Source organism: Sphingobium sp. JS3065, assembly GCF_026427355.1.
Lineage (GTDB): Bacteria > Pseudomonadota > Alphaproteobacteria > Sphingomonadales > Sphingomonadaceae > Sphingobium.
Genome location: NZ_CP102664.1, coordinates 2,208,366 through 2,231,751, shown reverse-complemented (window position 1 = coordinate 2,231,751; position 23,386 = coordinate 2,208,366). Strand labels below are relative to the sequence as shown.

The 23,386-nt window shown below is 64.9% G+C and carries 29 protein-coding genes and 1 tRNA gene; 19 read left to right on the top strand and 11 right to left on the bottom strand.

The window, feature by feature from the left end:
• Nucleotides 1–87: 87 nt before the first annotated feature.
• The 6 genes from pabB (at nucleotide 88) to NUH86_RS10680 (ending at nucleotide 5,415) form a co-directional block, all read left to right on the top strand.
• Nucleotides 88–1,263 (top strand): aminodeoxychorismate synthase component I, encoded by a 1,176-nt coding sequence (pabB, locus tag NUH86_RS10705; RefSeq protein ID WP_267249485.1) that lies wholly within the window; start codon nucleotides 88–90, stop codon nucleotides 1,261–1,263.
• 32 nt (nucleotides 1,264–1,295) lie between these two features.
• Nucleotides 1,296–1,919, top strand: coding sequence for an aminotransferase class IV (locus tag NUH86_RS10700; RefSeq protein WP_267249484.1), 624 nt, complete (start codon nucleotides 1,296–1,298; stop codon nucleotides 1,917–1,919).
• Between the two features lie 160 nt (nucleotides 1,920–2,079).
• On the top strand, nucleotides 2,080–3,282 hold the full coding sequence (locus tag NUH86_RS10695; RefSeq protein ID WP_267249483.1) for a pyridoxal phosphate-dependent aminotransferase: 1,203 nt from the start codon (nucleotides 2,080–2,082) through the stop codon (nucleotides 3,280–3,282).
• A gap of 180 nt (nucleotides 3,283–3,462) precedes the next feature.
• The gene (locus NUH86_RS10690) at nucleotides 3,463–3,630 is read left to right on the top strand and encodes a hypothetical protein (RefSeq protein ID WP_267249482.1); all 168 of its coding nucleotides are present in this window, start codon (nucleotides 3,463–3,465) and stop codon (nucleotides 3,628–3,630) included.
• Complete coding sequence (gene msrA / locus NUH86_RS10685; RefSeq protein WP_267249481.1) at nucleotides 3,617–4,288, top strand: peptide-methionine (S)-S-oxide reductase MsrA; 672 nt, start codon at nucleotides 3,617–3,619, stop codon at nucleotides 4,286–4,288. Before NUH86_RS10690 ends, msrA begins: the two co-directional genes overlap by 14 nt.
• Nucleotides 4,289–4,302: 14 nt before the next feature.
• Nucleotides 4,303–5,415 (top strand): zinc-binding dehydrogenase, encoded by a 1,113-nt coding sequence (locus NUH86_RS10680; RefSeq protein ID WP_267249480.1) that lies wholly within the window; start codon nucleotides 4,303–4,305, stop codon nucleotides 5,413–5,415.
• A 46-nt stretch (nucleotides 5,416–5,461) separates the two neighbouring features.
• Here the strand turns inward: NUH86_RS10680 and NUH86_RS10675 are convergent, their stop codons facing one another.
• Nucleotides 5,462–5,914: a hypothetical protein gene (locus NUH86_RS10675; protein ID WP_267249479.1), complete on the bottom strand. Its 453-nt coding sequence runs from the start codon at nucleotides 5,912–5,914 to the stop codon at nucleotides 5,462–5,464.
• Nucleotides 5,915–5,992: 78 nt separating this feature from the next.
• Here NUH86_RS10675 and NUH86_RS10670 point away from each other — a divergent pair, with 78 nt between their 5' ends.
• Nucleotides 5,993–6,670: a spermidine synthase gene (locus NUH86_RS10670; RefSeq protein WP_267249478.1), complete on the top strand. Its 678-nt coding sequence runs from the start codon at nucleotides 5,993–5,995 to the stop codon at nucleotides 6,668–6,670.
• Between the two features lie 10 nt (nucleotides 6,671–6,680).
• Here NUH86_RS10670 and NUH86_RS10665 read toward each other — a convergent pair whose 3' ends face one another.
• From NUH86_RS10665 to NUH86_RS10655, 3 genes are all read right to left on the bottom strand, one after another.
• Complete coding sequence (locus tag NUH86_RS10665) at nucleotides 6,681–7,223, bottom strand: rRNA large subunit pseudouridine synthase E (protein ID WP_267249477.1); 543 nt, start codon at nucleotides 7,221–7,223, stop codon at nucleotides 6,681–6,683.
• Between the two features lie 6 nt (nucleotides 7,224–7,229).
• Complete coding sequence (locus NUH86_RS10660) at nucleotides 7,230–8,381, bottom strand: cupin domain-containing protein (protein WP_267249476.1); 1,152 nt, start codon at nucleotides 8,379–8,381, stop codon at nucleotides 7,230–7,232.
• A 48-nt stretch (nucleotides 8,382–8,429) separates the two neighbouring features.
• Nucleotides 8,430–8,506 (bottom strand) — tRNA-Arg (locus tag NUH86_RS10655).
• An 86-nt stretch (nucleotides 8,507–8,592) separates the two neighbouring features.
• On the opposite strand from NUH86_RS10655, the gene NUH86_RS10650 reads away from it, so the two are divergent.
• Complete coding sequence (locus NUH86_RS10650; RefSeq protein WP_267252109.1) at nucleotides 8,593–9,315, top strand: queuosine precursor transporter; 723 nt, start codon at nucleotides 8,593–8,595, stop codon at nucleotides 9,313–9,315.
• Here NUH86_RS10650 and truA read toward each other — a convergent pair.
• On the bottom strand, nucleotides 9,310–10,059 hold the full coding sequence (gene truA, locus NUH86_RS10645; RefSeq protein ID WP_267249475.1) for a tRNA pseudouridine(38-40) synthase TruA: 750 nt from the start codon (nucleotides 10,057–10,059) through the stop codon (nucleotides 9,310–9,312). The two genes, NUH86_RS10650 and truA, sit on opposite strands and share 6 nt — an antisense overlap.
• Nucleotides 10,060–10,064: 5 nt before the next feature.
• Nucleotides 10,065–10,973, bottom strand: a complete 909-nt coding sequence (gene fmt / locus NUH86_RS10640) for a methionyl-tRNA formyltransferase (RefSeq protein WP_267249474.1) — start codon at nucleotides 10,971–10,973, stop codon at nucleotides 10,065–10,067.
• A 185-nt stretch (nucleotides 10,974–11,158) separates the two neighbouring features.
• Between fmt and recR the strand changes: the two genes are divergently transcribed.
• The 9 genes from recR to NUH86_RS10595 all read left to right on the top strand — a co-directional run bounded on the left by recR (nucleotide 11,159) and on the right by NUH86_RS10595 (nucleotide 17,991).
• A complete protein-coding gene (gene recR, locus NUH86_RS10635; protein WP_267249473.1) occupies nucleotides 11,159–11,755 on the top strand; it encodes a recombination mediator RecR in 597 nt (198 codons plus the stop codon).
• Between the two features lie 31 nt (nucleotides 11,756–11,786).
• Complete coding sequence (def, locus tag NUH86_RS10630) at nucleotides 11,787–12,317, top strand: peptide deformylase (protein ID WP_267249472.1); 531 nt, start codon at nucleotides 11,787–11,789, stop codon at nucleotides 12,315–12,317.
• A gap of 208 nt (nucleotides 12,318–12,525) precedes the next feature.
• Nucleotides 12,526–12,708, top strand: coding sequence for a CsbD family protein (locus NUH86_RS10625; RefSeq protein WP_267249471.1), 183 nt, complete (start codon nucleotides 12,526–12,528; stop codon nucleotides 12,706–12,708).
• A gap of 127 nt (nucleotides 12,709–12,835) precedes the next feature.
• Nucleotides 12,836–14,158, top strand: a complete 1,323-nt coding sequence (locus NUH86_RS10620) for an aminopeptidase P family protein (protein ID WP_267249470.1) — start codon at nucleotides 12,836–12,838, stop codon at nucleotides 14,156–14,158.
• Between the two features lie 194 nt (nucleotides 14,159–14,352).
• Nucleotides 14,353–15,693 (top strand): phosphoglucosamine mutase, encoded by a 1,341-nt coding sequence (gene glmM / locus NUH86_RS10615; protein ID WP_267252108.1) that lies wholly within the window; start codon nucleotides 14,353–14,355, stop codon nucleotides 15,691–15,693.
• Nucleotides 15,693–15,917, top strand: coding sequence for a DUF1272 domain-containing protein (locus NUH86_RS10610; protein WP_267249469.1), 225 nt, complete (start codon nucleotides 15,693–15,695; stop codon nucleotides 15,915–15,917). Before glmM ends, NUH86_RS10610 begins: the two co-directional genes overlap by 1 nt.
• The gene (gene thiD / locus NUH86_RS10605) at nucleotides 15,914–16,672 is read left to right on the top strand and encodes a bifunctional hydroxymethylpyrimidine kinase/phosphomethylpyrimidine kinase (RefSeq protein WP_267249468.1); all 759 of its coding nucleotides are present in this window, start codon (nucleotides 15,914–15,916) and stop codon (nucleotides 16,670–16,672) included. Before NUH86_RS10610 ends, thiD begins: the two co-directional genes overlap by 4 nt.
• On the top strand, nucleotides 16,665–17,264 hold the full coding sequence (locus NUH86_RS10600; protein WP_267249467.1) for a ribonuclease HII: 600 nt from the start codon (nucleotides 16,665–16,667) through the stop codon (nucleotides 17,262–17,264). The genes thiD and NUH86_RS10600 overlap by 8 nt, the downstream gene beginning before the upstream one ends.
• 76 nt (nucleotides 17,265–17,340) lie before the next feature.
• The gene (locus NUH86_RS10595; protein ID WP_267252107.1) at nucleotides 17,341–17,991 is read left to right on the top strand and encodes a L,D-transpeptidase family protein; all 651 of its coding nucleotides are present in this window, start codon (nucleotides 17,341–17,343) and stop codon (nucleotides 17,989–17,991) included.
• Nucleotides 17,992–18,045: 54 nt separating this feature from the next.
• On the opposite strand, the gene ahpF is transcribed toward NUH86_RS10595, so the two are convergent.
• From ahpF to NUH86_RS10580, 3 genes are all read right to left on the bottom strand, one after another.
• Entirely contained in the window at nucleotides 18,046–19,626 is a 1,581-nt protein-coding gene (gene ahpF / locus NUH86_RS10590) for an alkyl hydroperoxide reductase subunit F (protein ID WP_267249466.1), read from the bottom strand.
• 191 nt (nucleotides 19,627–19,817) lie between these two features.
• Nucleotides 19,818–20,381, bottom strand: coding sequence for an alkyl hydroperoxide reductase subunit C (gene ahpC, locus NUH86_RS10585; RefSeq protein ID WP_267249465.1), 564 nt, complete (start codon nucleotides 20,379–20,381; stop codon nucleotides 19,818–19,820).
• 120 nt (nucleotides 20,382–20,501) lie between these two features.
• The gene (locus NUH86_RS10580; RefSeq protein WP_267249464.1) at nucleotides 20,502–21,152 is read right to left on the bottom strand and encodes a TetR family transcriptional regulator C-terminal domain-containing protein; all 651 of its coding nucleotides are present in this window, start codon (nucleotides 21,150–21,152) and stop codon (nucleotides 20,502–20,504) included.
• 129 nt (nucleotides 21,153–21,281) lie between these two features.
• On the opposite strand from NUH86_RS10580, the gene NUH86_RS10575 reads away from it, so the two are divergent.
• Both NUH86_RS10575 and NUH86_RS10570 read left to right on the top strand, forming a co-directional pair.
• Entirely contained in the window at nucleotides 21,282–21,752 is a 471-nt protein-coding gene (locus tag NUH86_RS10575; RefSeq protein WP_267249463.1) for a hypothetical protein, read from the top strand.
• Between the two features lie 68 nt (nucleotides 21,753–21,820).
• Nucleotides 21,821–22,069 carry a hypothetical protein gene (locus NUH86_RS10570; RefSeq protein WP_267249462.1) on the top strand — a complete coding sequence of 83 codons (249 nt, stop codon included), beginning with the start codon at nucleotides 21,821–21,823 and terminating at the stop codon, nucleotides 22,067–22,069.
• A 114-nt stretch (nucleotides 22,070–22,183) separates the two neighbouring features.
• On the opposite strand, the gene NUH86_RS10565 is transcribed toward NUH86_RS10570, so the two are convergent.
• The gene (locus tag NUH86_RS10565) at nucleotides 22,184–22,711 is read right to left on the bottom strand and encodes a CarD family transcriptional regulator (protein WP_007683582.1); all 528 of its coding nucleotides are present in this window, start codon (nucleotides 22,709–22,711) and stop codon (nucleotides 22,184–22,186) included.
• A gap of 277 nt (nucleotides 22,712–22,988) precedes the next feature.
• Nucleotides 22,989–23,327 (bottom strand): ferredoxin FdxA, encoded by a 339-nt coding sequence (fdxA, locus tag NUH86_RS10560; RefSeq protein ID WP_267249461.1) that lies wholly within the window; start codon nucleotides 23,325–23,327, stop codon nucleotides 22,989–22,991.
• Between the last annotated feature and the right edge of the window lie 59 nt (nucleotides 23,328–23,386).

Below are 23,386 nucleotides of genomic sequence, written 5' to 3'. Positions count from 1 at the left end.
TCCCTATGGCCGATGCCCGGCCCGCGCAACAGCGCATTGCCTCTCTTGGGCCTTCCGCCCGCGGCAAAGCCTGTTAAGAGGGCCGCCATGCGCCTTCCGGGACCGACCGAAGCCTTTGTCCTGTTCGACGACGCCCGCCCGCGGGGGGCGGCGCCTGCGCGCCTTTATCGCGACCCGGTGTCGGTCATCGCCGCCCACCGGCTGGCGGAGGTACAGCCCGCCCTGGACCGCCTGGCCGAAGCGGCGGAGGAGGGGCTGCACGCCGCCGGCTTCATCGCCTATGAAGCGGGCCTCGCGCTGGAGGAGCGCCTTCGCCCGCTGGCGGAGCGGCACCGGCAGGACCGCCCGAAGACGCCGCTGCTCTGGTTCGGCCTCTTCGAAGGGGTGCGGCTGATCGACGCGGCGGACATGCCCGGCCTGCTGCCAGATCCCGCCGCCGCCAGGGTCGACCGGCTCCAGCCGCTGATCGATGAAGCCGCCTATCTCGCCGCCTTCGCGCAGGCGCAGGACTATATCCGCGCCGGGGACATTTATCAGGTCAATCTGACCTTCCCCTGCGCCGCGCATTTCAGCGGCGACCCGATGGCGCTCTACGCCGCGCTCCGGCCCCGGCAGCGGGCGGGCTATGGCGGCGTGCTGCGCATGGGCGGGCATGCCATCCTTTCCTTTTCCCCCGAACTCTTCTTCACCAATGTTAGGGGCCAGTTGACCGCCCGGCCGATGAAGGGCACTGCGCCCCGCGATCCGGACCTCGCCCGCGACGCCGAACTGGTCCAATGGCTGGAGCGGGACGCCAAGCAGCGCGCCGAAAACCTGATGATCGTCGACCTGCTGCGCAACGACCTTTCCCGCGTTTCCCGCGCCGGCACGGTCGCGGTGCCCGACCTGTTCAAGGTCGAAACCTATCCCACCGTCCACCAGATGGTGTCGACCGTGCGCGCCCGCCTGCTGCCCGGCCTGTCGCCGGTCGACGTGCTGCGCGTCCTTTTCCCCTGCGGGTCGATCACCGGCGCGCCCAAGGTCCGCGCCATGGAGATCATCGACGCGGTCGAGGCCTTTCCGCGCGGCGTCTATACCGGCTCCATGGGCTGGATCGATCCGGCGGGCGACGCGGCCTTCAATGTTGCCATCCGCACCATTTGCGTCGAAGAAGGCAGCAGGGAAGGGCGCCTGGGTCTGGGATCGGGCATCGTCGCGGATTCGGAAGGTCATTCCGAATGGGCGGAATGTCTGGCCAAGGGGCGCTTCGTCAAACCGGCCTGACGGACGACATCTAGGGAGTTGCAGGGTTTTTCATGGCATTGGCTGACGGACGGTTCGATCTGCTCGAAACCATGGCCTTCGATCCGGTCGAGGGCATCAGACTGCTGGAACTGCATCTGGAGCGGCTGAAGGCCAGCGCGGAGGCGCTCGATTTCGCGTTCGACCGCCATGACGTGCGCAACGAACTGCAAGCCGCGACCTTCCGCCTGAGCGCGCGCAGCCGTCTGCGCCTGCAATTGTCGCGCCGGGGTTCCATCGCCATCGAGGTGCGCGAGTATCGCACCTGGCCGCAGGCGATCATGCAGGTGGCGCTCGTCCCCCGCAACGCGCCCGCCGGAGATGCGCGGCTGGCGTACAAGACCACGGATCGCTCGCTCTACAACGATGCGTTGAGGCGTGGCGGCACCTTCGAAGTGGTGATGACCGACGAGCAGGGCTTTCTGACCGAGGGCAGCTACTCCTCCATCTTCGTCGAGCGCGGCGACAAGCTGTTGACCCCGCCATTGTCGCGCGGCGTGCTGCCCGGCGTGTTGCGCAAAAGCCTGATCGACATGGGGGAAGCGGTCGAGGCTGACCTGCGTCCCTATGATCTGGAACAAGGTTTCTTCATCGGCAACGCCGCGCGCGGCATGGTGGCGGCTTCGCGGGCGCGCTGACGCAGGAACATGACTCGCTAAAGCGGCCCTCAAGCGTCATAATCCGCCGTTACGGCCAGTGGACGCAAACTGGCCGGTTGCCCCTTCTTTCGTTGCGCACTAAGGAGCCTCGCGTCCGCTTCATTGCGGATCTAGGGGACTCTAGAGAAAGATCGTCACAATGAGCCAGACTTCCGCTGCCCTCGGCCGCATCCAGCCCTCCGCCACCCTGGCGATGAGCGCGCGCGTGAATGCCCTTAAAGCCGAAGGCGTGGACGTCATTGGCCTCTCCGCCGGGGAACCGGACTTCGACACGCCCGACTTCGTGAAAGAGGCGGGCATTGCCGCGATTCGCAACAATCTGACCCGCTATACCGATGTCGACGGCACCGCCGACGTCAAGGAAGCCGTCGCCTTCAAGTTCAAGCGCGACAACGGCCTGATCTACAAGCGCAGCCAGATCAGCGTGAATTCGGGGGGCAAGCACACCCTGTTCAACGCGCTGGTCGCGACCGTCGACGTGGGCGATGAGGTCATCATCCCGGCGCCCTATTGGGTCAGCTATCCCGATATCGTGAACTTCGCGGGCGGCACCCCAGTCTTCATCGAAGGCCCGGCGAGCCAGGGTTACAAGATCACCGCCGCCCAGTTGGAAGCCGCGATCACGCCGCGCACCAAATGGGTCATGCTGAATTCGCCTTCCAACCCCAGCGGAGCGGCCTATTCGGCGAGGGAACTCAAGGAACTGGGCGAAGTTCTGCTGCGTCACCCGCATGTGCTGGTGATGACCGACGACATGTATGAACATGTCTGGTACGCCCCGACCCCCTTCGCCACCATCGCGCAGATCTGCCCCGACCTCTACGATCGCACGCTGACGGTGAACGGCTGTTCCAAGGCCTTCTCCATGACCGGCTGGCGCATCGGCTTCGCGGGCGGCCCCGAATGGATCATCAAGGCGATGGGCAAGCTCCAGTCGCAGTCGACCAGCAACCCCTGCTCGATCAGCCAGGCCGCCGCCGCCGCCGCGCTTACCGGCCCGCAGGATTTTCTGGAAGAACGCAACGCCGCCTTCAAGAAGCGCCGGGACATGGTCGTCGCCATGCTGAACGACGCGCCGGGTCTCGACTGCCCGACGCCGGAAGGGGCCTTCTACGTCTATCCCGACGCCAGCGGCCTCATCGGCAGGAAGACCCCCAAGGGCGAGGTGATCACCAGCGACGAAGCGCTGATCGGCTATTTTCTGGATGAAGCGAAGGTCGCCGCCGTCCATGGCGCCGCCTTCGGCCTCTCCCCAGCGTTCCGCATCAGCTACGCCACTTCGGAAGAAGTGCTGAGAAAGGCCTGCACCCGCATTCAGGAGGCCTGCGCCGCCCTGAAGTGACGCGCCCGATCCTCCCCATCGCAAGATGGGGGAGGGGCTGCGCAAAACAGAAACGATAAATTTCCGCCGTGCCGCCTTGCGGATGGCGCGGTGGAATCTATATCCCGTTTTGAACAAAAACTGGTTTTCCCTTCATTTCCGCCCCGATTGGCGGCCAAGACGACCGAAAGGAAGAACGCCATGGCGGCATTCTTGAAATCCGACCTGTTCCTGCGCTTTCTGGGCGGGTTCGTGATCGGCGCCATTGGTGTTTTTGTACTCCAGCCGAATGACGACCACCCGGCGCTGACCAGCCCCGCCATGGCCGCTCCGGCCTCGGCTTCGGCTGCGGACGATGCGGCGCTCTGACGGCATAGCCCTGGTCTTTCTGGCGGCTCTGGCCGTCGCATCGCCGCTGCGCGCCGAACGCCCGGTCCTCGCTCCCGTCCCGGCCGTCGACGCCACCCCCGGCCGCGAACTTGAAACCGCCGTCTTCGCGGGCGGCTGCTATTGGGGGGTGGAAGCCGTCTTCTCCCATGTGAAGGGCGTCCATCTCGCCGTATCGGGCTTCGCCGGCGGTCCCCGCGGACGCAAGGTCGATTATGAGCAGGTCAGCCAGGGCGACACAGGCTTTGCCGAGTCCGTCCGAGTCACCTATGACCCCCGGCGGGTCAGCTACGGCACGTTGCTGCGCATCTTCTTCTCGGTGATCGCGGACCCGACGACGCTCAATTATCAGGGTCCGGACCATGGCACCCAATATCGCAGCGCGCTCTTCCCGCTGAACGCCGAACAGGACAGGGCCGCCAGGGCCTATCTCGCTCAATTGGGACAATCGAGCCTCTGGCCGGGGCGCATCGTCACCCGCGTCGAACGCTTCACGGGTTTCCAGGACGCGGACCGCGCCCATCAGGATTTCCTGCGGAAAAACCCCCGCCACCCTTATATCCAGCGCTGGGACATGCCCAAGCTCGACGCCTTGAAGGCGATGTTCCCCATGCTCTACAGTGACCGCCCCTCCGCCTGATCAGGAATCCTTTCATGAGCGACGCCCACGGCCTCAAACTCCTCTCCACCCTGCATGAGGACGGTCGCCTGATCGTCGAACTGGTCGAAGAGACACTGCCCGCGCCCAAGGGCGAGGAAGTGCTGGTCCGGCTGGAAGCAGCGCCGATCAACCCCTCCGACCTCGCGCTGCTCTTCTCCTCCGCCGATCTTGCCAATGCCCATTATGAGGAAGGCCGGATCGTCGCCCAAATGCCCGACGGCGCTCGCCGGGCGCTGGCCGGGCGGGTCGGCCAGCCCATGGTCATCGGCAATGAAGGCGCCGGCACCGTCATCGCTGCGGGCGAAGCGCCCGAAGCGCAGGCCTTGCTGGGCAAGCGGGTGGCGGTGATCGGCGGCGGCATGTTCGCGCAATATCGGCTGATCGGCGCCGACGCCTGCATGGCCCTGCACGATGACGCGACCGCGGAGCAGGGGGCTTCGGCCTTCGTCAATCCGCTGACCGCGCTTGGCTTTGTCGAGACCATGAAGCGGGGCGGGCACAAGGCGATCGTCCACACCGCCGCCGCCTCCAATCTGGGCCAGATGCTGGTGCGCATCGCGCAGGAGGACGGCATTCCCCTGGTGAATATCGTCCGCAATGAGGCGCAGGTGGCGATCCTGGAAAGTCTGGGCGCCGACCATATTATCGACAGTTCGAAGGGCGATTTCCCCGCGCGGCTCCAATCCGCCATCGCCGCGACCGGCGCGACCCTCGCCTTCGATGCGATCGGCGGCGGCGCAATGATCAGCCAGATCCTGCACGCCATGGAACAGGTGGCCAGCAAGGATGAACCCTATAGCCGCTACGGCTCCAACCGGCCCAAGCAGGCCTATATCTATGGCGCGCTGGACATGTCCCCGACCATATTGACGCGAAGCTTCGGTTTCGCCTGGAATATCGGCGGCTGGCTGCTCTTCCCCTTTTTGCAGAGTGCAGGCTCCGAAACCATCGAACGCATGCGGCGGCGCGTGCGCGATAATCTGACCACCACCTTCGCCAGCCATTACAAGGCCCGCATCTCCCTGGCGGAAGCGCTGAACCGTGACGCAGTTCTGGAATATAACGCCCGCCGCACCGGGGAGAAATATCTGATCGTCCCGAATTGAGCGGTTCGTCAGGCCTGCTGGAATCGCGAAATCGCCGCCCGCTCCGTCAAAGGACCGGATTCAGATAGAATTCTTTCAGCGCATGGGCGTCATGCAGGGCGTTGTGCGGCATCTTGCTGTTGGCGGCGGCGCTGAATCCCGCGGCGTTGATCAGTTCCAGGCGAAGTCCGTTGAGGTCGATCATCTCGCCTGGACCGGTCACCAGCAGCGCGCAGAAATAAGCGAGGTCGTCCGGCCAGTCCGCCACGATCAGCGGATCGGGATCGTTCGCCAGATAGGCCTCCAGATGCCGCGCCGCGTCCACCCGGCTTAGCTGATGGTCGACGCCCTGGGGCACGAAGCGGAGATAGGGGATCACATTCTGCGCCACCCAGGGATGGATGTCGGCGGGCAAGGGGACGGAGACGTAAAAGTCCTGGTCGCCATATTCCGGCGCGAGGGCGAGGCTGATCAGGTCGCCGCCATAGCCATTATATTCAGTGTCGAGGAAATATCGCATGTTTCCTCCTTTGACGCCGCGATCCCCTGCCGTAAAGCCCGGCCATCATGAATGGACGTCAGGCCGAGAGAAACTAGCATGCAAACGCGCGAATTTATCGGATCGGCCAAGGTGCCTGGCGGGGCGGAACTCACCCTCTACCGGCGCGGCGGGGACTATATGATCGTGCTCGACCGCAATGAGCTGATGAGCAGCCGGATGAGCGGATCGGAAGAAGCGCTGGCCAATCTGACGTGCGACCGGCTGCGCGGGCGCGCCCGCCCGCATCTGCTGATCGGCGGCTATGGCATGGGTTTCACCTTGCGGGCCGCGCTGGCCGCGCTTGACGGCGGCGGGCAGGTCACCGTCGCGGAACTGGTGCCGGAGATCATCGAATGGGCGCGGGGACCGATGGCGGAACTCGCGGCGGGATGCCTGGACGATCCGCGCGTGCGCCTGATGCAGGCGGATGTGGCGGATGTCATCGCCGACGGTCGCGGAACCTATGATGCGATCCTGCTCGATGTGGACAACGGCCCCGATGGGCTGGTGCGGCAGGCGAACGACCGCCTCTATTCGGCGCAGGGCATATCTGCCGCCATCGCGGCGCTCAAGCCCGGCGGCATAGTGGCGATCTGGTCGGCGGGGCCGGACCCCGCCTTCGCCCGCCGCCTGTCCCGCGCCGGCCTGTCGGTCGAGGAGGTCGTCGTGCGCGCCCGCAGCAACGGCAAGGGGCCACGGCATATCATCTGGTTCGCCACGAAGCGGGGCGGCTGACCGGCGCGCCCTATTCGGCTTCGCGCGATTGCCCCGGCGCGATGCCGTCCAGTGTCCAATCGCCGATGCGCCACCGCACCAGCCGTAACGTCGGATGCCCCACCGCCGCCGTCATCCGCCGCACCTGCCGGTTGCGCCCTTCGCGGATCGTCAACCGCAGCCAGCAGTCCGGCACGCTCTTGCGGAACCGGACCGGCGGATCGCGTGGCCATAGTGCAGGATCGTCCATGCGCTCCACCTGCGCGGGCAGGGTCGGGCCATCCTTTAGCCGCACGCCGCGCCGCAGCGCCTCCAGCGCGGCTTCGTCGGGATCGCCCTCGACCTGCGCCAGATAGGTTTTGGGCGTCTTGAACCGAGGATCGGCGATCCGCGCCTGCAACCGGCCATCGTCGGTCAACAGCAGCAAGCCTTCGCTGTCCAGATCGAGCCGTCCCGCCGGATAGACGCCGGGCCGGTCGATGAAGGCGGCCAGTGTGGGGCGGGGCGGACCCGTGCTTTCATCGGTGAACTGGCACAGCACGCCATAGGGCTTGTTGAACAGGATGAGCGTCATCGCCGCTCAATCCCCACCGTCGAACGCCAGGCTGCCCTGGTCGATCAACGCCGCGATCAGCGTGACCACTTCCGCCGACGCGGACAGGGCCGGGTCCACGATCATGGTCGGTGCCGCGCACAGATTTTCGGCCAGCGCCGCCATCCCGCCCGCGCAGTCGAAACAATGGCCGTCCACGAACAGCAAATTGGCCCGCTCCCCCTGCCGGATGAAGGAAAAGCGGCTGGCCGGGTTCCGGCTCAATGGCGCGCCCTGGGCCAGCAGCCCGCGCACCTCCTGCGCGTCGGCAGGCTCCTCCGGCCGCCAGTCCGTTTCGGCATATTTGGGCAGGCTGTTGTGGAGGCCGAACCAGCGGGCGAATGCGTCGCGGTCGGACAGGCTCTCCATCACCATGGCATGCAGCCGGTCCAGCGCCGACGCGGTGATTTCGCCGGGATTGTCCTGGACCACCAGGTCGGGATCGGCATAGCGATCCTCCTCCGCCATGCCGTCGGCCTGATGTTCGCACCAGCCCTCCACCAGTTCGGCGCGGGACGGCGCCCGAAAGCCGATCGAATAGGTCATGCAATCGTCGCCGACCGCCACGCCGTCATGCGCGAAACGGGGCGGCACATAGAGAATGTCGCCCGGTTCGAGAATCCAGTCGTCCGTCGCCTCGAAATCAGCGATCAGGCGCAGGTCGTCATGCGGCAGAAGGGGCGTCGCCGCATCGCATCGCGGCCCCACGCGCCAGCGCCGCCTGCCCAGCCCCTGTATCAGGAACACGTCATATTGGTCGAAATGCGGCCCGACGCCGCCGCCGTCCGTGGCGAAACTGACCATCACATCGTCGATGCGCCAGTCCGGCACGAAACGGAAGGGTGCGATCAGCCCGGCGACTTCGGGAACATGTTGGTTCACCGCCTGCACCAGCAGGGTCATGGGGGCTCTGCCAAGTTCGCTGAAGCGTTCTTCGGGCCACGGGCCGCTTTCCATCGCCAGACGATCCGCCTCCTGCGTGATCAGGCGCGACTCGACATCCTCCTCGCAGGCCAGCCCGGCCAGTTCGTCGGGGTCCACAGGATTGCGCCACGCCTTCCAGGGATTGCGGATCAGCAGCGGTTGTTTCTGCCAATAATCGCGCAGAAACAGGTCGACGTCGAAGTCATGAATTTGCATGCCCCGCCCATGCGCCTGCGGGGAACCTCTGTAAAGGCGCGGGATGATTGGCGACCCCGACAGGATTCGAACCTGTGACCATTCGCTTAGAAGGCGAATGCTCTATCCAGCTGAGCTACGGGGCCGTCGTCGCGTTCGATAGCGGGCCTTCGTTCGGCTTGCAATCATGGGCGGCATTGCATTTGCGCGGCGGCCCGATATGCAGGGCCGCATGACCGATCCGGGGGTAATGAAAATCGATGCCCATGCGCTGGGCGCCCGCCCGCTGCGCTATTTCGATTTCTGCATGGCGGCCTTCGTCGCCATATTGCTGCTGTCCAACCTGATCGGCGCGGCCAAGCTGTCGACGCTGGGCGGCTTCACCTTCGGCGCGGGCATCCTCTTCTTTCCGCTGGGCTATGTGCTGGGCGACGTGCTGACCGAAGTCTATGGCTATGCGCGGGCGCGGCGCTGCGTCTGGGCGGGCTTCGGCGCGATGCTGTTCATGGCGCTGATGAGCTGGGTGGTGGTGAAGCTGCCCCCGGCGGAGGGCTGGCCCGATCAGAAAGCTTATGAGGCGGTGTTCGGCAGCACCTGGCGCATCGTCTTCGCTTCCGTCACCGCCTTCTGGGCGGGGGAGTTCGCCAACAGCTTCGTCCTCGCCAGGATGAAGCTGCTGACGGAGGGCAAGCATCTCTGGATGCGGACCATTGGCTCGACCGTGGTGGGTCAGGGGGTGGACAGCCTGCTTTTCTATCCGCTGGCTTTCTACGGCGACTGGACCAATGCCCAGGTGGCGACGGTGATGGTCACCAACTGGCTGATGAAGGTGACGTGGGAGGCTGTGCTGACGCCCGTCACCTATGTCGTGGTGGGCCGCCTCAAGCGCGCCGAAGGATTGGACGTGTTCGACGAAGGCACGAACTTCACGCCGTTCCGGGCGAGCCTGTCATAGACTGTCCGGGTAACGGGCGCTGACGAAATACAGCCCGTCCGGCGGGGCGTTGAGCCCCAGTGCCGCCCGGTCCTTGGCATCCCGCGCCGCCTCCAGATCGCCGATGGACCAGCGGCCCATGCCGACCATGGCGAGGCACCCGACCATCGACCGCACCTGATGATGCAGGAAGGACCGCGCCTCCGCATGGATGGCGATGCGGTCGTCCATACGCTCCACGTCCAGCCGGTCCAGCGTTTTCACCGGACTTTCCGCCTGGCAATGGGCCGACCGGAAGGTGGTGAAGTCGTGCCGTCCGACCAGAAGCTGCGCCGCTTCCTGCATGGCAAGTTCGTCCAGCGGCTGGATCACACGCCAGACCAGGCCGTTTTCCCAGGTCAGCGGCGCCCGGCGGTTGGCGATGCGATAGACATAAGACCGGCCGACGCAGGAAAAGCGGGCATGCCAATCGTCCGGCACCCCCTCGCAGGCGATGATCGCCACCGGATCGGGCCGAAGGCGCGCATTCAGCGCCTCCATCAGGCGAAAGGGCGTCATGTCCTTCGCAATGTCCGCATGGGCGCGCATGGCAAGTCCGTGAACCCCGGCATCGGTGCGGCCCGCGGCGTGGATCGCGACTCGCTCGCCCGTGACGGCGAATATGGCGTCCTCGATCGCCTGCTGGACGCTGGGTCCATGGGCCTGCCGCTGCCAGCCCATGAAGGGGCGGCCGTCAAATTCCACGGTGAAGGCGAAGCGGGTCATGATGCTCAGGCGTCGATCCGGCTGCCTGCGGGCATGTCATAGCCGCGCAGCAATTCGCCCGCCGACATCGCGCCCTTGCCTGCGCGCTGGATCAGCGTCGGGCGGATCGCGCCATGGCCGCAACCGATCAGCAGGCTGTTGTCGAGCAACTCTCCCGCCGGGCCGTCATTCTCCTCGACCTGGGCGGCCAGGATGCGAAAGCGCTCGCCGTGATATTCGAAGAAGGCGCCGGGGAAGGGGTTGAAGGCGCGCACCTGCCGTTCGACCTGATGGGCGTCGTGGCCGAAATCGATGCGCGATTCCATTTTGTCGATCTTGGACGCATAGGTGACGCCCTCTTCCGGTTGCGGCACCTGAGGATGCAGAGCGATATCGTCCAGAACCTCCACCATCAGTTCCGCGCCCGCCTCCGCCAGTTCCTGCGTCAGCGCGCCGGCGGTCTTGTCCTCTATGGGGGTGACATGCTTGGCGCGCATCGGTCCGGTGTCCAGCCCCGCCTCCATGTCCATGATGGTGACGCCGGTGACATTGTCGCCCGCCAATATGGCGCGCTGGATCGGGGCCGCGCCACGCCAGCGGGGGAGAAGGGAGGCGTGGATATTCATGCAGCCCAAGCGCGGTGCATCGAGAATCGGACGGGGCAGGATCAGCCCATAGGCCGCGACGACCGCGACATCGGCGTTGAGCGCGGCGAAGGCGGCCTGCACCCCGGCATCCTTCAGCGAAACCGGGGTGCGCACTTCGACGCCCATCTCCTGCGCCTTTGCATGGACCGGAGAGGGACGCAGCGCCTTGCCGCGCCCGGCCGGACGGGGCGGCTGGCTGTAGGCTGCGACGATCTCATGCCCCGCCTTCGCCAGCGCGACCAGCGCCGGGACGGCGAAATCGGGGGTTCCCATATAGACGATACGCATGGCGGGCCTTTTGTTGGGTTCCGGCACCGGCCCGCTCCCCCACCCGGCCACCCAACGACAGTATCCTATGGGTGGCCGGGTGGGGGAGCGGGCCGGTGCCGCCTCTGAAACGCGCTGGAGGCGTATTTCAGGGACGCCTCTCAAACCCCTTGTGCCCACGACTTGCAAGCCCTTATTCCGGTTCCATGGCTTCTCCAGAAATCGAAGCGCTGACGCAGGCGCTGTCCCGCCTGCCCGGCCTTGGCCCGCGGTCCGCGCGGCGCGCCGTCCTGCATCTGCTCAAGAAACGCGAATCCGCGCTGGAGCCGCTGCTGCGCGCGCTGGACGCGGTGAACGACCGGCTGGTGACGTGCGGCCTGTGCGGCAATGTCGACACCGTCGACCCCTGCGGCATCTGCGCCGATCCCCGGCGGGATGCGCGGGCGCTTTGCGTGGTGGAGGATGTGGCGGACCTGTGGGCGCTGGACAAGTCGCGGCTGTTTCCGGGCCGCTTCCATGTGCTGGGCGGGCGGCTCTCCGCGCTGGAGGGGGTGCGGCCGGAAGATCTTTCCATCGATGCGCTGGTGGCGCGGGTGGAGGCGGGCGGCATAGACGAGGTGGTGCTGGCGATGAACGCCACGCTGGAAGGGCAGACCACCGCCCATTATCTGGCCGAACGGCTGGAACGCTTTCCCGTGCGCCTGACCCAGTTGGCCCATGGCGTGCCGGTGGGCGGGGAACTGGATTATCTGGATGAAGGCACGCTGGCGCAGGCATTGCGGGCGCGGCGTCCGATCGCTTGAATTTTTCGGGCCGCCCGATTATTTTAGGGTCATGGCCATTCTTCCCATCCTGGAGGCGCCCGATCCGCGCCTGCGTACCATCTCGTCTCCGGTGGAGGCGATCGATGACGATTTGCAGCGTCTGATCGACGATATGCTGGAGACCATGTATGACGCGCCGGGCATCGGTCTGGCCGCGATCCAGGTCGGCGTGCCCAAGCGGGTTCTGGTGATCGACCTTCAAGAACCCGAATCGGATGAGGAAGACGCGCCGCCGGTCAAGAAACCGATGGTGTTCATCAATCCGGAGATACTGGAAGGGTCGGAGGATCTGTCAGTCTATAATGAAGGCTGCCTGTCGGTTCCGGACCAGTTTGCGGAAGTGGAACGGCCCGCCGGCATCCGGGCGAGCTGGATGGACCGCGACGGTCGAATTCATGAGGAGCGGCTGGAAGGGCTGCTCGCCACTTGCCTCCAGCATGAGATGGATCATTTGCAGGGCGTGCTGTTCATCGACCATCTCTCGCGGTTGAAGCGCGACATGTTGATGAAGAAACTGACCAAGGCGCGCAAGGCGGCTTGAGGCGGCGAAAGATCGACGCAAAAGCCCCGGCCGGAAGGCTGGGGCTTTTTGTTTTGACATGGGGCCGCTTCGGCCATGTGTGGAGGGACAATCCTCTCCTGCCGATCCGCTTTCTCCCAAAAAACGCATCATTCCGTGTTCGCACCAATGGCAACCTTCACCCGCCCCGCTGGTTGACCCTGCAACAACAACAGACAGGAGAAGTCCCATGGGCGAACTGACCGACAAGGCAAAGGCCGCTGCCAACAAAGCGGCGGGCGCCGTCAAGGAAGCCGTCGGCAAGAACCAGCGCGATTCCGATCTGGTGGCGGAGGGCCGGGCGCAAAAGGCCAAAGGCACCGTGCAGGACGTCAAGGGTTCGGTGAAGGGCGCGCTCGGCGACAAGATCTGATCCGGCGCCGCTTTCGCCATAAAAGGCCTCGCCAGTTGGCGGGGCCTTTGCTGTATCGTCACCTTCATACGCCTCTTGCCGCTCGCTTCCTTTCATGTTCCTGTCTGGCGCAGCAAGGGAGATTTCTATGTATGATCGGCGGACCATGCTGGCGGGCGCTACGGCATCGCTGCTCCTTCCCATGCGAACCGTCGCGCAGACATTGCCGCCGCAGGGCTTCGCGACTCCGGCGGGCACGGCGCCTTTCGCCCCCGCCATATTCCGCGAGCGCCGCCGCCGCGTCATGGAGGTGCTGAAGGACGGCGTCGCGGTCGTCTATGGCGCGGGTCCGGTGGAAAGCAGCGCCGCCGTCGCCCCACCCTTCGTGCAGGATGGCGACTTCGCCTGGCTGACCGGCATCGTCGATGAACCCGGCGCGATCCTGGTGATGGCGCCCGCCGAACGGACCGTCAGGGAGTGGCTGCTGCTCCCCTCCCGCGATGCGGAGGCGGAACGCTGGGAAGTCGAGCGCCTGCCGCTCGGCACGGAACTGGAGCGGCGCACCGGATTTGCCCGCGTGTCGCGCACGGGCAGCCTCGGCAGTCTCGTAACCAGTTTGGCCGAACGTTCCAAGACGCTGCATTTCCTTGGCCCCATCGTCGGCGCCTCCGCGCCGGTGCCCAGGGCGCTGGAGCTTTACGGCAAGGTGATGCAGCGGGTGCCGGGCGTCTCGCTCAAGGATGATAGCGGCCTGCTGCCCTCGCTCCGCATCGTCAAGGAACCCCGCGAACTCGACCTGATGCGCAGGGCGACGGCGGCGACGGCGCGCGGCCATATAGCCGCGATGAAACAGGCGCGCCCCGGCATGACCGAAAGGCAGTTGAAGGCCATATTGGAGGATGGTTTCCGCGCCGGCGGCGGGGATGGGCTGGCCTATGACAGCATCGTCGCCACCGGGCGCAACGCGGCTTCGCTGCACTATACCGGCGGCGGCGGGGTGATCGGGGCCAACGACCTGATCCTGATCGATGCGGCGGCCTCTGTCGGCGGATATGCCTGCGACGTGACGCGGACCTTCCCCGCCAGCGGGAAGTTCACCCCGGAACAGCGGGCCTCCTATGAACTGGTCCTCGCGGCGCAGGCTGCCGCCGTCGCGAAGCTCAAGGCCGGGGTCTATTATGAGGATCTGGTGGAGGCCGCCAGGGATGTGTTCCGCCAGGCTGGTCGGGTTGACGATTTCACTCATGGACTGGGCCATCTGGTCGGCCTGGACGTCCATGACGCAGGCGACATGTCGAAGCCGCTGCCGGCGGGGGCTGTCATCACCGTGGAGCCGGGTCTCTACGTCCAGTCAGCCAATTACGGCATCCGGATCGAGGATTTATATCTGATCACCCAGAACGGATCGCAGCGGATGAGCGAAGGCATCCCCCGGACCGTGGAGGAGATCGAGGCCGCGATGGCGCGTTAAATTCAACCCAGGACCATCATGCTCCTGCCTTCGGAACAGGGCCTGCTGAAACGAAAGTGCGCCAATCCTCTTCAGGCGTCGACCGCTGCATTGAATCCGTCCATTTGCAAAGGGATGGCTGCTCCTTGCTGGAAAGTCGAACAAAGATTGCTATGGGAAGGGGACAGGGTTCACCGCATCGGTGGGTGAGGATGATGAGCAGAAAATATTTCGGCACCGACGGCATTCGCGGACGGACCAATCAATGGCCGATGACCGCCGAACTGGCGATGAAGGTCGGCATGGCGGCGGGCAAGCATTTCCAGCGCGGCACGCATCGCCATCGCGTGGTGATCGGCAAGGATACGCGCCTGTCTGGCTATATGGTGGAAAATGCTCTGGTGGCGGGCTTCACCGCCGTCGGCATGGATGTGGTGCAGTTCGGGCCGATCCCGACTCCGGCGGTGGCGCTGCTCGCCCATTCGATGCGGGCCGACCTGGGCGTGATGATCTCCGCCAGCCACAATCCCTATTTCGACAATGGCATCAAGCTGTTCGGGCCGGACGGCTACAAGCTGTCGGACGAGGATGAACTGAAGATCGAGGCGATGCTGGAACAGGATATTCCGCTCGCCGCGTCGCAGGATATCGGCCGCGCCCGTCGCGTCGAGGATGCGCGGGGCCGCTATATTCATGCGGTCAAATCCAGCTTCCCCGCCGATCTGCGGCTGGATGGGCTTAAAATCGTGGTCGATTGCGCCAATGGAGCCGCCTATCAGGTCGCGCCCTCGACCTTCTGGGAATTGGGGGCGGAGGTGGTGGCGATCGGCGTCACGCCCAACGGCATCAATATCAACGACCGTTGCGGGTCGACCTCTCCGCAGCTTTTGCAGGAAAGCGTGGTGTCGGCGGGCGCTGACATCGGCATCGCGCTGGATGGTGACGCCGACCGGCTGATCGTCGTGGACGAACATGGCGCGATCGTCGACGGCGACCAGATCATGGCGCTGATCGCCGGGAATTTTGCGCGGGCGGGGACGTTGCGCGGCGGTGGGCTGGTGGCGACGGTGATGTCGAACCTGGGGCTGGAGCGTTTCCTGGCAGGGCAGGGCATGGCGCTGGAGCGCACCAGGGTCGGCGACCGCTACGTGCTGGAGCGGATGCGCGAGGGCGGCTTCAATGTCGGCGGCGAGCAGTCGGGGCATATGATCCTGTCCGACTATGCGACGACCGGCGACGGTACGGTGGCGGCGTTGCAGGTGCTGGCGGCGCTGGTGCGGTCCGGCAAGCCCGCCAGCGAAGTGCTGCACCAGTTCGATCCGGTTCCGCAACTGCTGAAGAATGTCCGCTTTTCCGGCGGCAAGCCGCTGGAACATGCGGATGTGAAGCGGGTGATCGCTCAGGCCGAGGCGGAACTGAACGGGTGCGGGCGGCTGGTGATCCGCCCTTCGGGCACGGAGCCGGTGATCCGCGTCATGGCCGAGGGGGACCGGGAGGATCAGGTCAAGGATGTGGTCGAACGCATCTGCGACGCGGTGGCGAAGGCGGCGGCCTGATGCTGGAAATGCGGCCCGATTGCGAGCGTTGCGGCGTCGACCTGCCCGCCGATGAGCCGGGGGCGTTCATCTGCTCCTTCGAGTGCAGCTTTTGCGCGCCCTGTGCGGAGGCGCTGGACGACCGTTGCCCCAATTGCGGCGGGGAATTGATGGACCGGCCGACACGGGTGGGGGATGCGTTGCAGCGCCATCCGGCTTCGACGGAGCGGCACTTCAAGGGATGACTGCCCGCATCCTCATTATCGCCGGGTCCGACAGCGGCGGCGGCGCGGGTATCCAGGCGGATATCCGGACGGTCACGCTGCTGGGCGGCCACGCGATGACCGCGATCACCGCGATCACCGCGCAGAATACGTTGGGCGTGCAGGGCGTCCATCCCGTCCCGACCGAGTTGGTGCTCCAGCAGATGGAGAGCGTCATCGGCGACATCGGCGTCGATGCGGTGAAGATCGGCATGATCGGATCGGCGGAGACGGCGGTGGCGGTGGCGGAGCGGCTGGCCTCGCTGGAGGGCGTGCCGGTCGTCTTCGACCCGGTCATGGTCGCGACCAGCGGATCGGTGCTGGCGGATGGGGCCACCATTGCAGCCTTCGAAAGGCTGATGGCGCTCTCTACGCTGGTGACGCCCAATATTCCTGAGTTGGAAGCGCTGGGCGGGGAGGAGATTGCGGCCCGCTTCGCCACCCATGTGCTGGCCAAGGGCGGCCATGGCGAAGGGCCGATGCTGACCGACCGGCTGATCGGGCCGGGGGACTTGCGCAAGGCGTGGAGCGATGCGCGGATCGACACGCCGCACACCCATGGCACCGGTTGCACCTTGGCCAGCGCGATCGCGACCGGGCTGGGGCAGGGGCTGGGCCTGGTCGACGCCATCGAACGTGGGCGCACATATGTGCGGGCGGCGCTCGCCCTCGCGCCGGGCCTGGGGCACGGGCATGGGCCGATGGGCGCGCCCTTCGGATTTCACGACCATGCCTGATTTCGCCCATGAACTGCTGCACCATCCGGGGCTGGTCGCCGGAGTGGACGAGGCGGGGCGCGGGCCGCTGGCGGGACCGGTCGTGGCGGCGGCGGTGATCTTGCGGCAGGAGGACTGCCCCGAAGGCCTTAACGACAGCAAGCAATTGAGCGCCGCCCGCCGCGCCGTGCTGGAGGGGGAGATCAAGGCGCGGGCGCTGTGTTGGGGGCTGGGCGTCGCTTCGGTCGAGGAGATTGACAGCATCAACATCCTCTGGGCGACGATGCTGGCGATGACGCGGGCGGTGGAGGCTCTGGCCCATGATTGCGCGCATGTGCTGGTGGACGGCAATCGCTGCCCGCAATGGCGCTGGGCGTCGAGCGCGATCGTCGAGGGGGACGCCAAATGTCTTTCCATCGCGGCGGCCTCCATTCTCGCCAAGGAAGCGCGGGACCGGATGATGATAGAGGCGGCGGCGGCGCACCCCCATTATGGCTGGGAAAGCAACAAGGGCTATGGCAGCGCAAAGCATCTCGCGGCGTTGAGGGAGTATGGGCCGACGCCGCTGCATCGCAGGAGCTTTGCGCCGGTCGCGCAACTGAGCCTGTTGTAGGATCGTATCGATCCGGGGGCTGGCGTTGGCGCGTCTTATGGTTAAGAAAGGGTGAATGCGCACCTTTCTGACCAGGATGCTTTTACCGCTGCTGTGCGTGATCGCCCTGCCGGCCGCGGCGCAGGAGCCGGTGGCGGCGGGCGGCTATCGCTGGCTGGAGGAAGGCCCCTTTGCCGGGCCGCTCTATCTGGTGATCAGCATCGATCGGCAGATGGCGCATGTCTATGACGGTGACCGGCTGGTGGGGATCGCTAGCGTGTCGACGGGCATGAAGGGGCATCGCACGCCGACCGGAGAGTTTCCGGTGCTTCAAAAGCGCGAATGGCATCGGTCGAACCTCTATTCCAATGCGCCCATGCCCTTCATGCAGCGGCTGACCTGGGATGGGATAGCGCTGCATGCGGGCCATAATCCGGGCTATCCGGCGAGCCACGGTTGCATTCGCCTTCCCCACGCCTTTGCGCGCAGGCTGTTCGAGATGACGCAGGTCGGGACTTTGGTCAGCGTGACGTCGGACCGATTGAGTCCGGTGCTGATGGTGGATGCGCTGGTGGTGGGCGATCCGGGCAGCGCCGTCGTCACGTTCGCGCCGCCTTCCCCTCCGCCATCCGCGCCGCCAGCCGCGCCGTCGGTCAAGCCGGTCATGTTGGCGCAGCGCGACGAGCCGCCGATGCCGATGCTGGAGGTCGATCCGGGGATTTTCCGGCTGCGGTTGATGCGGCGATAGGGCGGCGAGTTCGGTTCGAACCCGTCGCCCCAAGATACCCCGCAGCCCGGATGATCAGGCCGCTTCGGCGCTTTCCTCCGCAGCGGGCAGGCGGATGAGATAATCGAAGGCGGAGAGCGCCGCCGTCGATCCGGCGCCGCAAGCGATCACGATCTGCTTGTAGGGCACGGTGGTGCAGTCGCCTGCCGCGAAGATGCCGGGTTGGCTGGTTTCGCCGCGCGCGTCTATCTCTATCTCGCCGCGTGGGGAGAGGGCGATGCTGTCCTTCAGCCATTCGGTGTTGGGGACAAGGCCGATCTGGACGAAAATGCCCTCCAGTTCGACATCATGTTCCGTGTCGCTGCTGCGGTCCTTGTAGCTGAGGCCCGTCACCTTCTCGCCATTGCCGTCAACCCTGGTGGTGAGGGCAGAGGTGATGATCTTCACGTTCGGCAGGCTGGCGAGCTTGCGCTGCAACACGGCGTCGGCGCGGAGTTGGCTGTCGAACTCGATCAGCGTCACATGGGCGACGATGCCGGCCAGGTCGATGGCCGCCTCCACGCCGCTATTGCCGCCGCCGATCACCGCCACGCGCTTGCCCTTGAAGAGGGGGCCGTCGCAATGCGGGCAATAGGCGACCCCCTTGTTGCGATATTCCTCTTCGCCCGGCACGCCCATCTGCCGCCAGCGCGCGCCGGTGGAGAGGATGACGGTGCGGCCCTTCAGCGAAGCGCCGTTTTCCAGCACGACTTCGTGATAGCCGCCCTCGGTCCGGGCCGGGATCAGCCTGGCGGCCTTTTGCAGGTTCATGATCTCGACATCATAATCCTTCACATGCGCTTCCAGCGCGGTGGCGAATTTGGGGCCTTCGGTGCGGCTGACGGAGATGAAATTCTCGATATCCATGGTATCGAGCACCTGGCCGCCGAAGCGCTCCGCCGCGATGCCGGTGCGGATGCCCTTGCGCGCCGCATAGATGGCCGCCGCCGCGCCTGCGGGTCCGCCGCCGACGATCAGCACCTCGAACGGATCCTGGCGCTGGATTTTCTCGGCGGCGCGGGTGGCGGCGCCGCTGTCGATCCTGGCGACGATCTGTTCCAGTTCCATCCGGCCGCTGGCGAACGGCTCTCCGTTCAGGAAGACGGTGGGAACGGCCATGACCTTGCGGGCGTCGACCTCCTCCTGGAACAGCGCGCCGTCGATGGCGGTGTGGCTGATGCGCGGGTTGAGGACGGCCATCAGGTTCAGCGCCTGCACCACATCGGGGCAGTTCTGGCAGGAAAGCGAGAAATAGGTTTCGAAGGCGAAATCGCCGTCAATATCCTTGATCTGCTGAATCAGATCCTGCGCCGCCTTGGAGGGATGGCCGCCGACCTGGAGCAAAGCGAGCACCAGCGAGGTGAATTCGTGGCCCATGGGCAGGCCGGCGAAGGTGACGCCGATGTCCGTGCCGACGCGGCGGATCATGAAGCTGGGGACGCGCTTGCCGGCGCCGTTCACCACGGACACCTTGTCCGACAGTTCGGCGATCTCGTCCAGCAGGGTCTTGAGTTCCCGGCTCTTCGCGCCGTCATTCAGCGACGCGACCAGCTCGATCGGCTGGGTGATGTTCGCCATATAGGCCTTTAGCTGGCCCTTGAGATTTGCGTCCAACATATTGGTCTCCATAAGGCGCAATCGCACCGATCCAGGGCATAACGGTCCGCTGGCCGGGATGGCCCGGCATTTTGCGGAAAATTCACGGGTCGGTGTAATCTTGCTCCTGCCGTTGCGGGAGCGGCTTGCATAGTAACGGCCCCGCCGGGCCGGGGAGTAGCTCGACCCGGCCCGGCGAAGGCTAGTCTAGCTTAGATCTTGCCGACGAGGTCGAGCGACGGCGCCAGCGTGGCTTCGCCTTCTTCCCACTTGGCCGGGCAGACTTCGCCGGGATTGGCGGCGACATATTGCGCGGCCTTCACCTTGCGAAGCAGTTCGGTCGCGTTGCGGCCGACGCCTTCCGACGTGATTTCCATGAACTGGATCACGCCTTCGGGATCGACCAGGAAGGTCGCGCGGTCGGCCAGGCCGACGCCCGGGCGCATCACGTCGAAATTATTGGTGATCTGGCCCGACTGGTCGCCCAGCATGAAATAGTTGATCTTGCCGATGGCCGGCGAGGTGTCGTGCCAGGCCTTGTGGCTGAAATGGGTGTCGGTCGATACTGAATAGACTTCGACGCCCAGCTTCTGGAGCGTCGGGTAGATGTCAGCCAGATCCTCCAGCTCCGTCGGGCAAACGAAGGTGAAATCGGCGGGGTAGAAGAAGAAGACGGCCCATTTGCCCTTCACATCGGCGTCGGTGACGTCGACGAACTTGCCCTGCTTGTAGGCGGTGGCGGTGAACGGCTTGATGGTCGTGTTGATAAGAGCCATGGGCTTTCCAGTTCCTTTTCAGGGGTTTTGCTGTTGCCCGACCCATGTAGGGAATGCGCATGGGGGCGTGAAATTGGTTTTCTTGGCCAAGTTGATTGATAAAAGCGATCAGCGATCGGTTTATTGATCGATAAGGCCGCTTCTGGGCTTGTGCAGGACGTAGTTCATCCCTTCCTCGATCATGCCCAACGCTTCTTCGATGGTGAAGGTGGACGAATCGAGGCAGAGTTCCAGCCACAGGCCGTCGATCAGCGCCGTAAGGGCGATGGCCGCGACGCGCGCATCCGGGCGCGGAATCTGGGGGGCGGCTTCGCGCAGCAGCACCTCCATCCGTTCGCGCCCGCCGCCATAGGTTTCGGCATGGGTCGCTGCGATTTCCGGATTGGTCTTGTTGAGGCTCCAGAAGGAAATCCAGGTCGCGAGCAGATTGGGGTCCAGCACCGGCGGCTGGAAATTGGAGAGCAGATAGGCCCAGAGGCGGTCGCGCGGATCGGGTCCCGCCTCTGCCACGGCGCGTTCCATGGCGGCGGAGACTTTCTCCCCGACATCGCGGTAGGTGGCCAGGATCAGCGCGTCCACGCCGTCGAAATAATGGGTCAGCAAGCCCGCCGAGACGCCCGCATAGGCGCAGATTGCGCGGACGGATGTGCCTCCCACGCCCTTTTCCGCCAGGCAGCGCGCTGTCGCCTCGATCAGGGCCTGACGCCGGACATCCGCGGATTCGCGGACAAATCGCGCCCTTTCGGGGCGCCCCTCAACCTTTTGATCCATCTCTTTTTCCCCGCCCATGATCCTGCTCCCTGCCGAAACCGCTGGCAAGCGGCCCCGTCCCTTTTCAGGAAAATGGATCGAACACAGGCGTTCAGCCGTTTATGGGGCCAATTGCAAGGGTAAAGATGCATGAAATGTCCTGATCCGGGCCGCATATTCCTGCCGGTGATGCTGGCTGTCGCGCTGACGTCAGGTTGCGCGAAGGGCGTTGACCAGGGGGCGGCGGCGAACGACGCCGCGCCGGCGCCGAAGGTGGAGGCGATCGAAGAACCCGATGCGGTCGGTGCCGGAGCGGAGGAGGCGGGCGGCCTGCCTACCGATGACTGGGTGGGGCGGTGGAATGGACCGGAGGGGCTTTTCCTCGACATCCAACCCTCGCCTGGCGGCCAACGGGGCCATTATGCCATTGCGAACCGCGATAATCTCGACCGGCAGGGCGACTATGCCGGGGTGGCGGAAGGGACGGCGATTGGCTTCGTGCGCTACGGAAAGCAATTGCGGATCCGGCCGGGCAAGGGAGCGGAGACGGGCTTCAAATATCTGACGGACAGGCAGGATTGTCTGATCGTCATACCGGGACGGGAGGGCTACTGCCGGTAGCGTTCAGGAACCCCTCCGGCGGCTTGCGCATTTATGCTGTGGGTGGCGCGAAAATGAGGAGGACTCGCATGGCGGATTATCAAGAGCGCCCGACAACGACCACGGTCATCGAAAAGCGCGGTGGCGGCGGCACCATGATAGCTGTGCTGTTGCTGGTCGTGGTGGTGGCGATCGCCGCCTTCTTCCTGATCAGCAGTCAAACGCGCAAGGACAGCGCAGTGGAAGGCGCCGCGACGCAGGTCGGACAGGCCGCGAGCGATGTGGGTGAAGCGGCCAAGGATGCGGCGGGAGCCGTGAAGGAGCAGCCGGCGAATTAGGGCCGGGACGGTAGCCTGTTTCGGGCTGAATCTCAGATGCATAGCAAAAGGGCGCCCCTATCAAGGGACGCCCTTTTGCTTTGGTCTGCCGTTATCGGCTCAACCCAAAGTTCGTCAGCCTTCCACCTTCGCATGCTTGGGGGCGGCTTCGTTGAGGATGCGCAGGATTTTCTTGAGCGCGCTCGGTTCGTCCGTTTCCTCCATCGCCGCGAGTTCGCGCGCGAGGCGGCTGGACGCGGCTTCGAAGATCTGACGTTCGGAATAGCTTTGTTCCGGCTGGTCGTCGGCGCGGAACAGGTCGCGGGTCACTTCGGCGATCGACACCAGGTCGCCCGAATTGATCTTCGCTTCATATTCCTGGGCGCGGCGCGACCACATGGTGCGCTTCACCTTGGGCTTGCCCTTCAGCGTCTCGACCGCTTCCTCCAGCGTCTTGTTGGAGGACAGCTTGCGCATGCCGACGCCCTCGGCCTTGTTCGTGGGCACGCGGAGCGTCATGCGCTCCTTTTCGAAGCGGAGCACATAAAGCTCCAACTCCATGCCCGCAATCTGCTCCTTCTGAAGCTCTATGACGCGGCCAACGCCGTGCTTGGGGTAAACAACATAATCACCTACGTCAAAGGACAGCGCCTTGGCAGCCATTTGAAACCTTTCCATTATTCCGGGAGGAGCGGTGGCGTTCGCTTTGCAAGTGCGAACAGGTGCACGAGCCGAGGGGATGCGGCGCCACCATCAAGTCATCAGGCATTTGTCTCCGTAGCGGACGCGACCATGTCCACCTGTTGGCGACTATTTAGCAGATTCGTAACAAAATTGCCACCCCTGGACACAAAATCCGGGAGTGAGCCTGCAAATTAAACGCAACAGCTTGTTTGAAGCAGCGTCAGGCCGATCTCATGCGGCGCTGCGGCGCGGCAGATCAGCTGCCGGCGCCAGGCTCCGGCGAGAAGAACTGCTCCAGCTTGTTTTCGATGCCCTTCATGGCGTCGGCATCGGCGGGCGCATCGCCCTTGACGGTGATGTTCGGCCATTCGGCGGAGAATTTCGTATTGAGTTCCAGCCATTTTTCCAGGCCGTTCTCAGTATCCGGCAGGATCGCTTCGGCGGGGCATTCCGGCTCGCACACGCCGCAGTCGATGCACTCGTTCGGGTTGATGACCAACATATTCTCACCCTCGTAGAAACAGTCCACGGGGCAAACCTCGACGCAATCCATATATTTGCAGCGGATGCAGTTATCGGTCACGACGTAGGTCATGGGTCAGCACTCTTGGTATTGGGACAATCGGCGCCCTGCTATGCGCGGTCGCAGCGAAG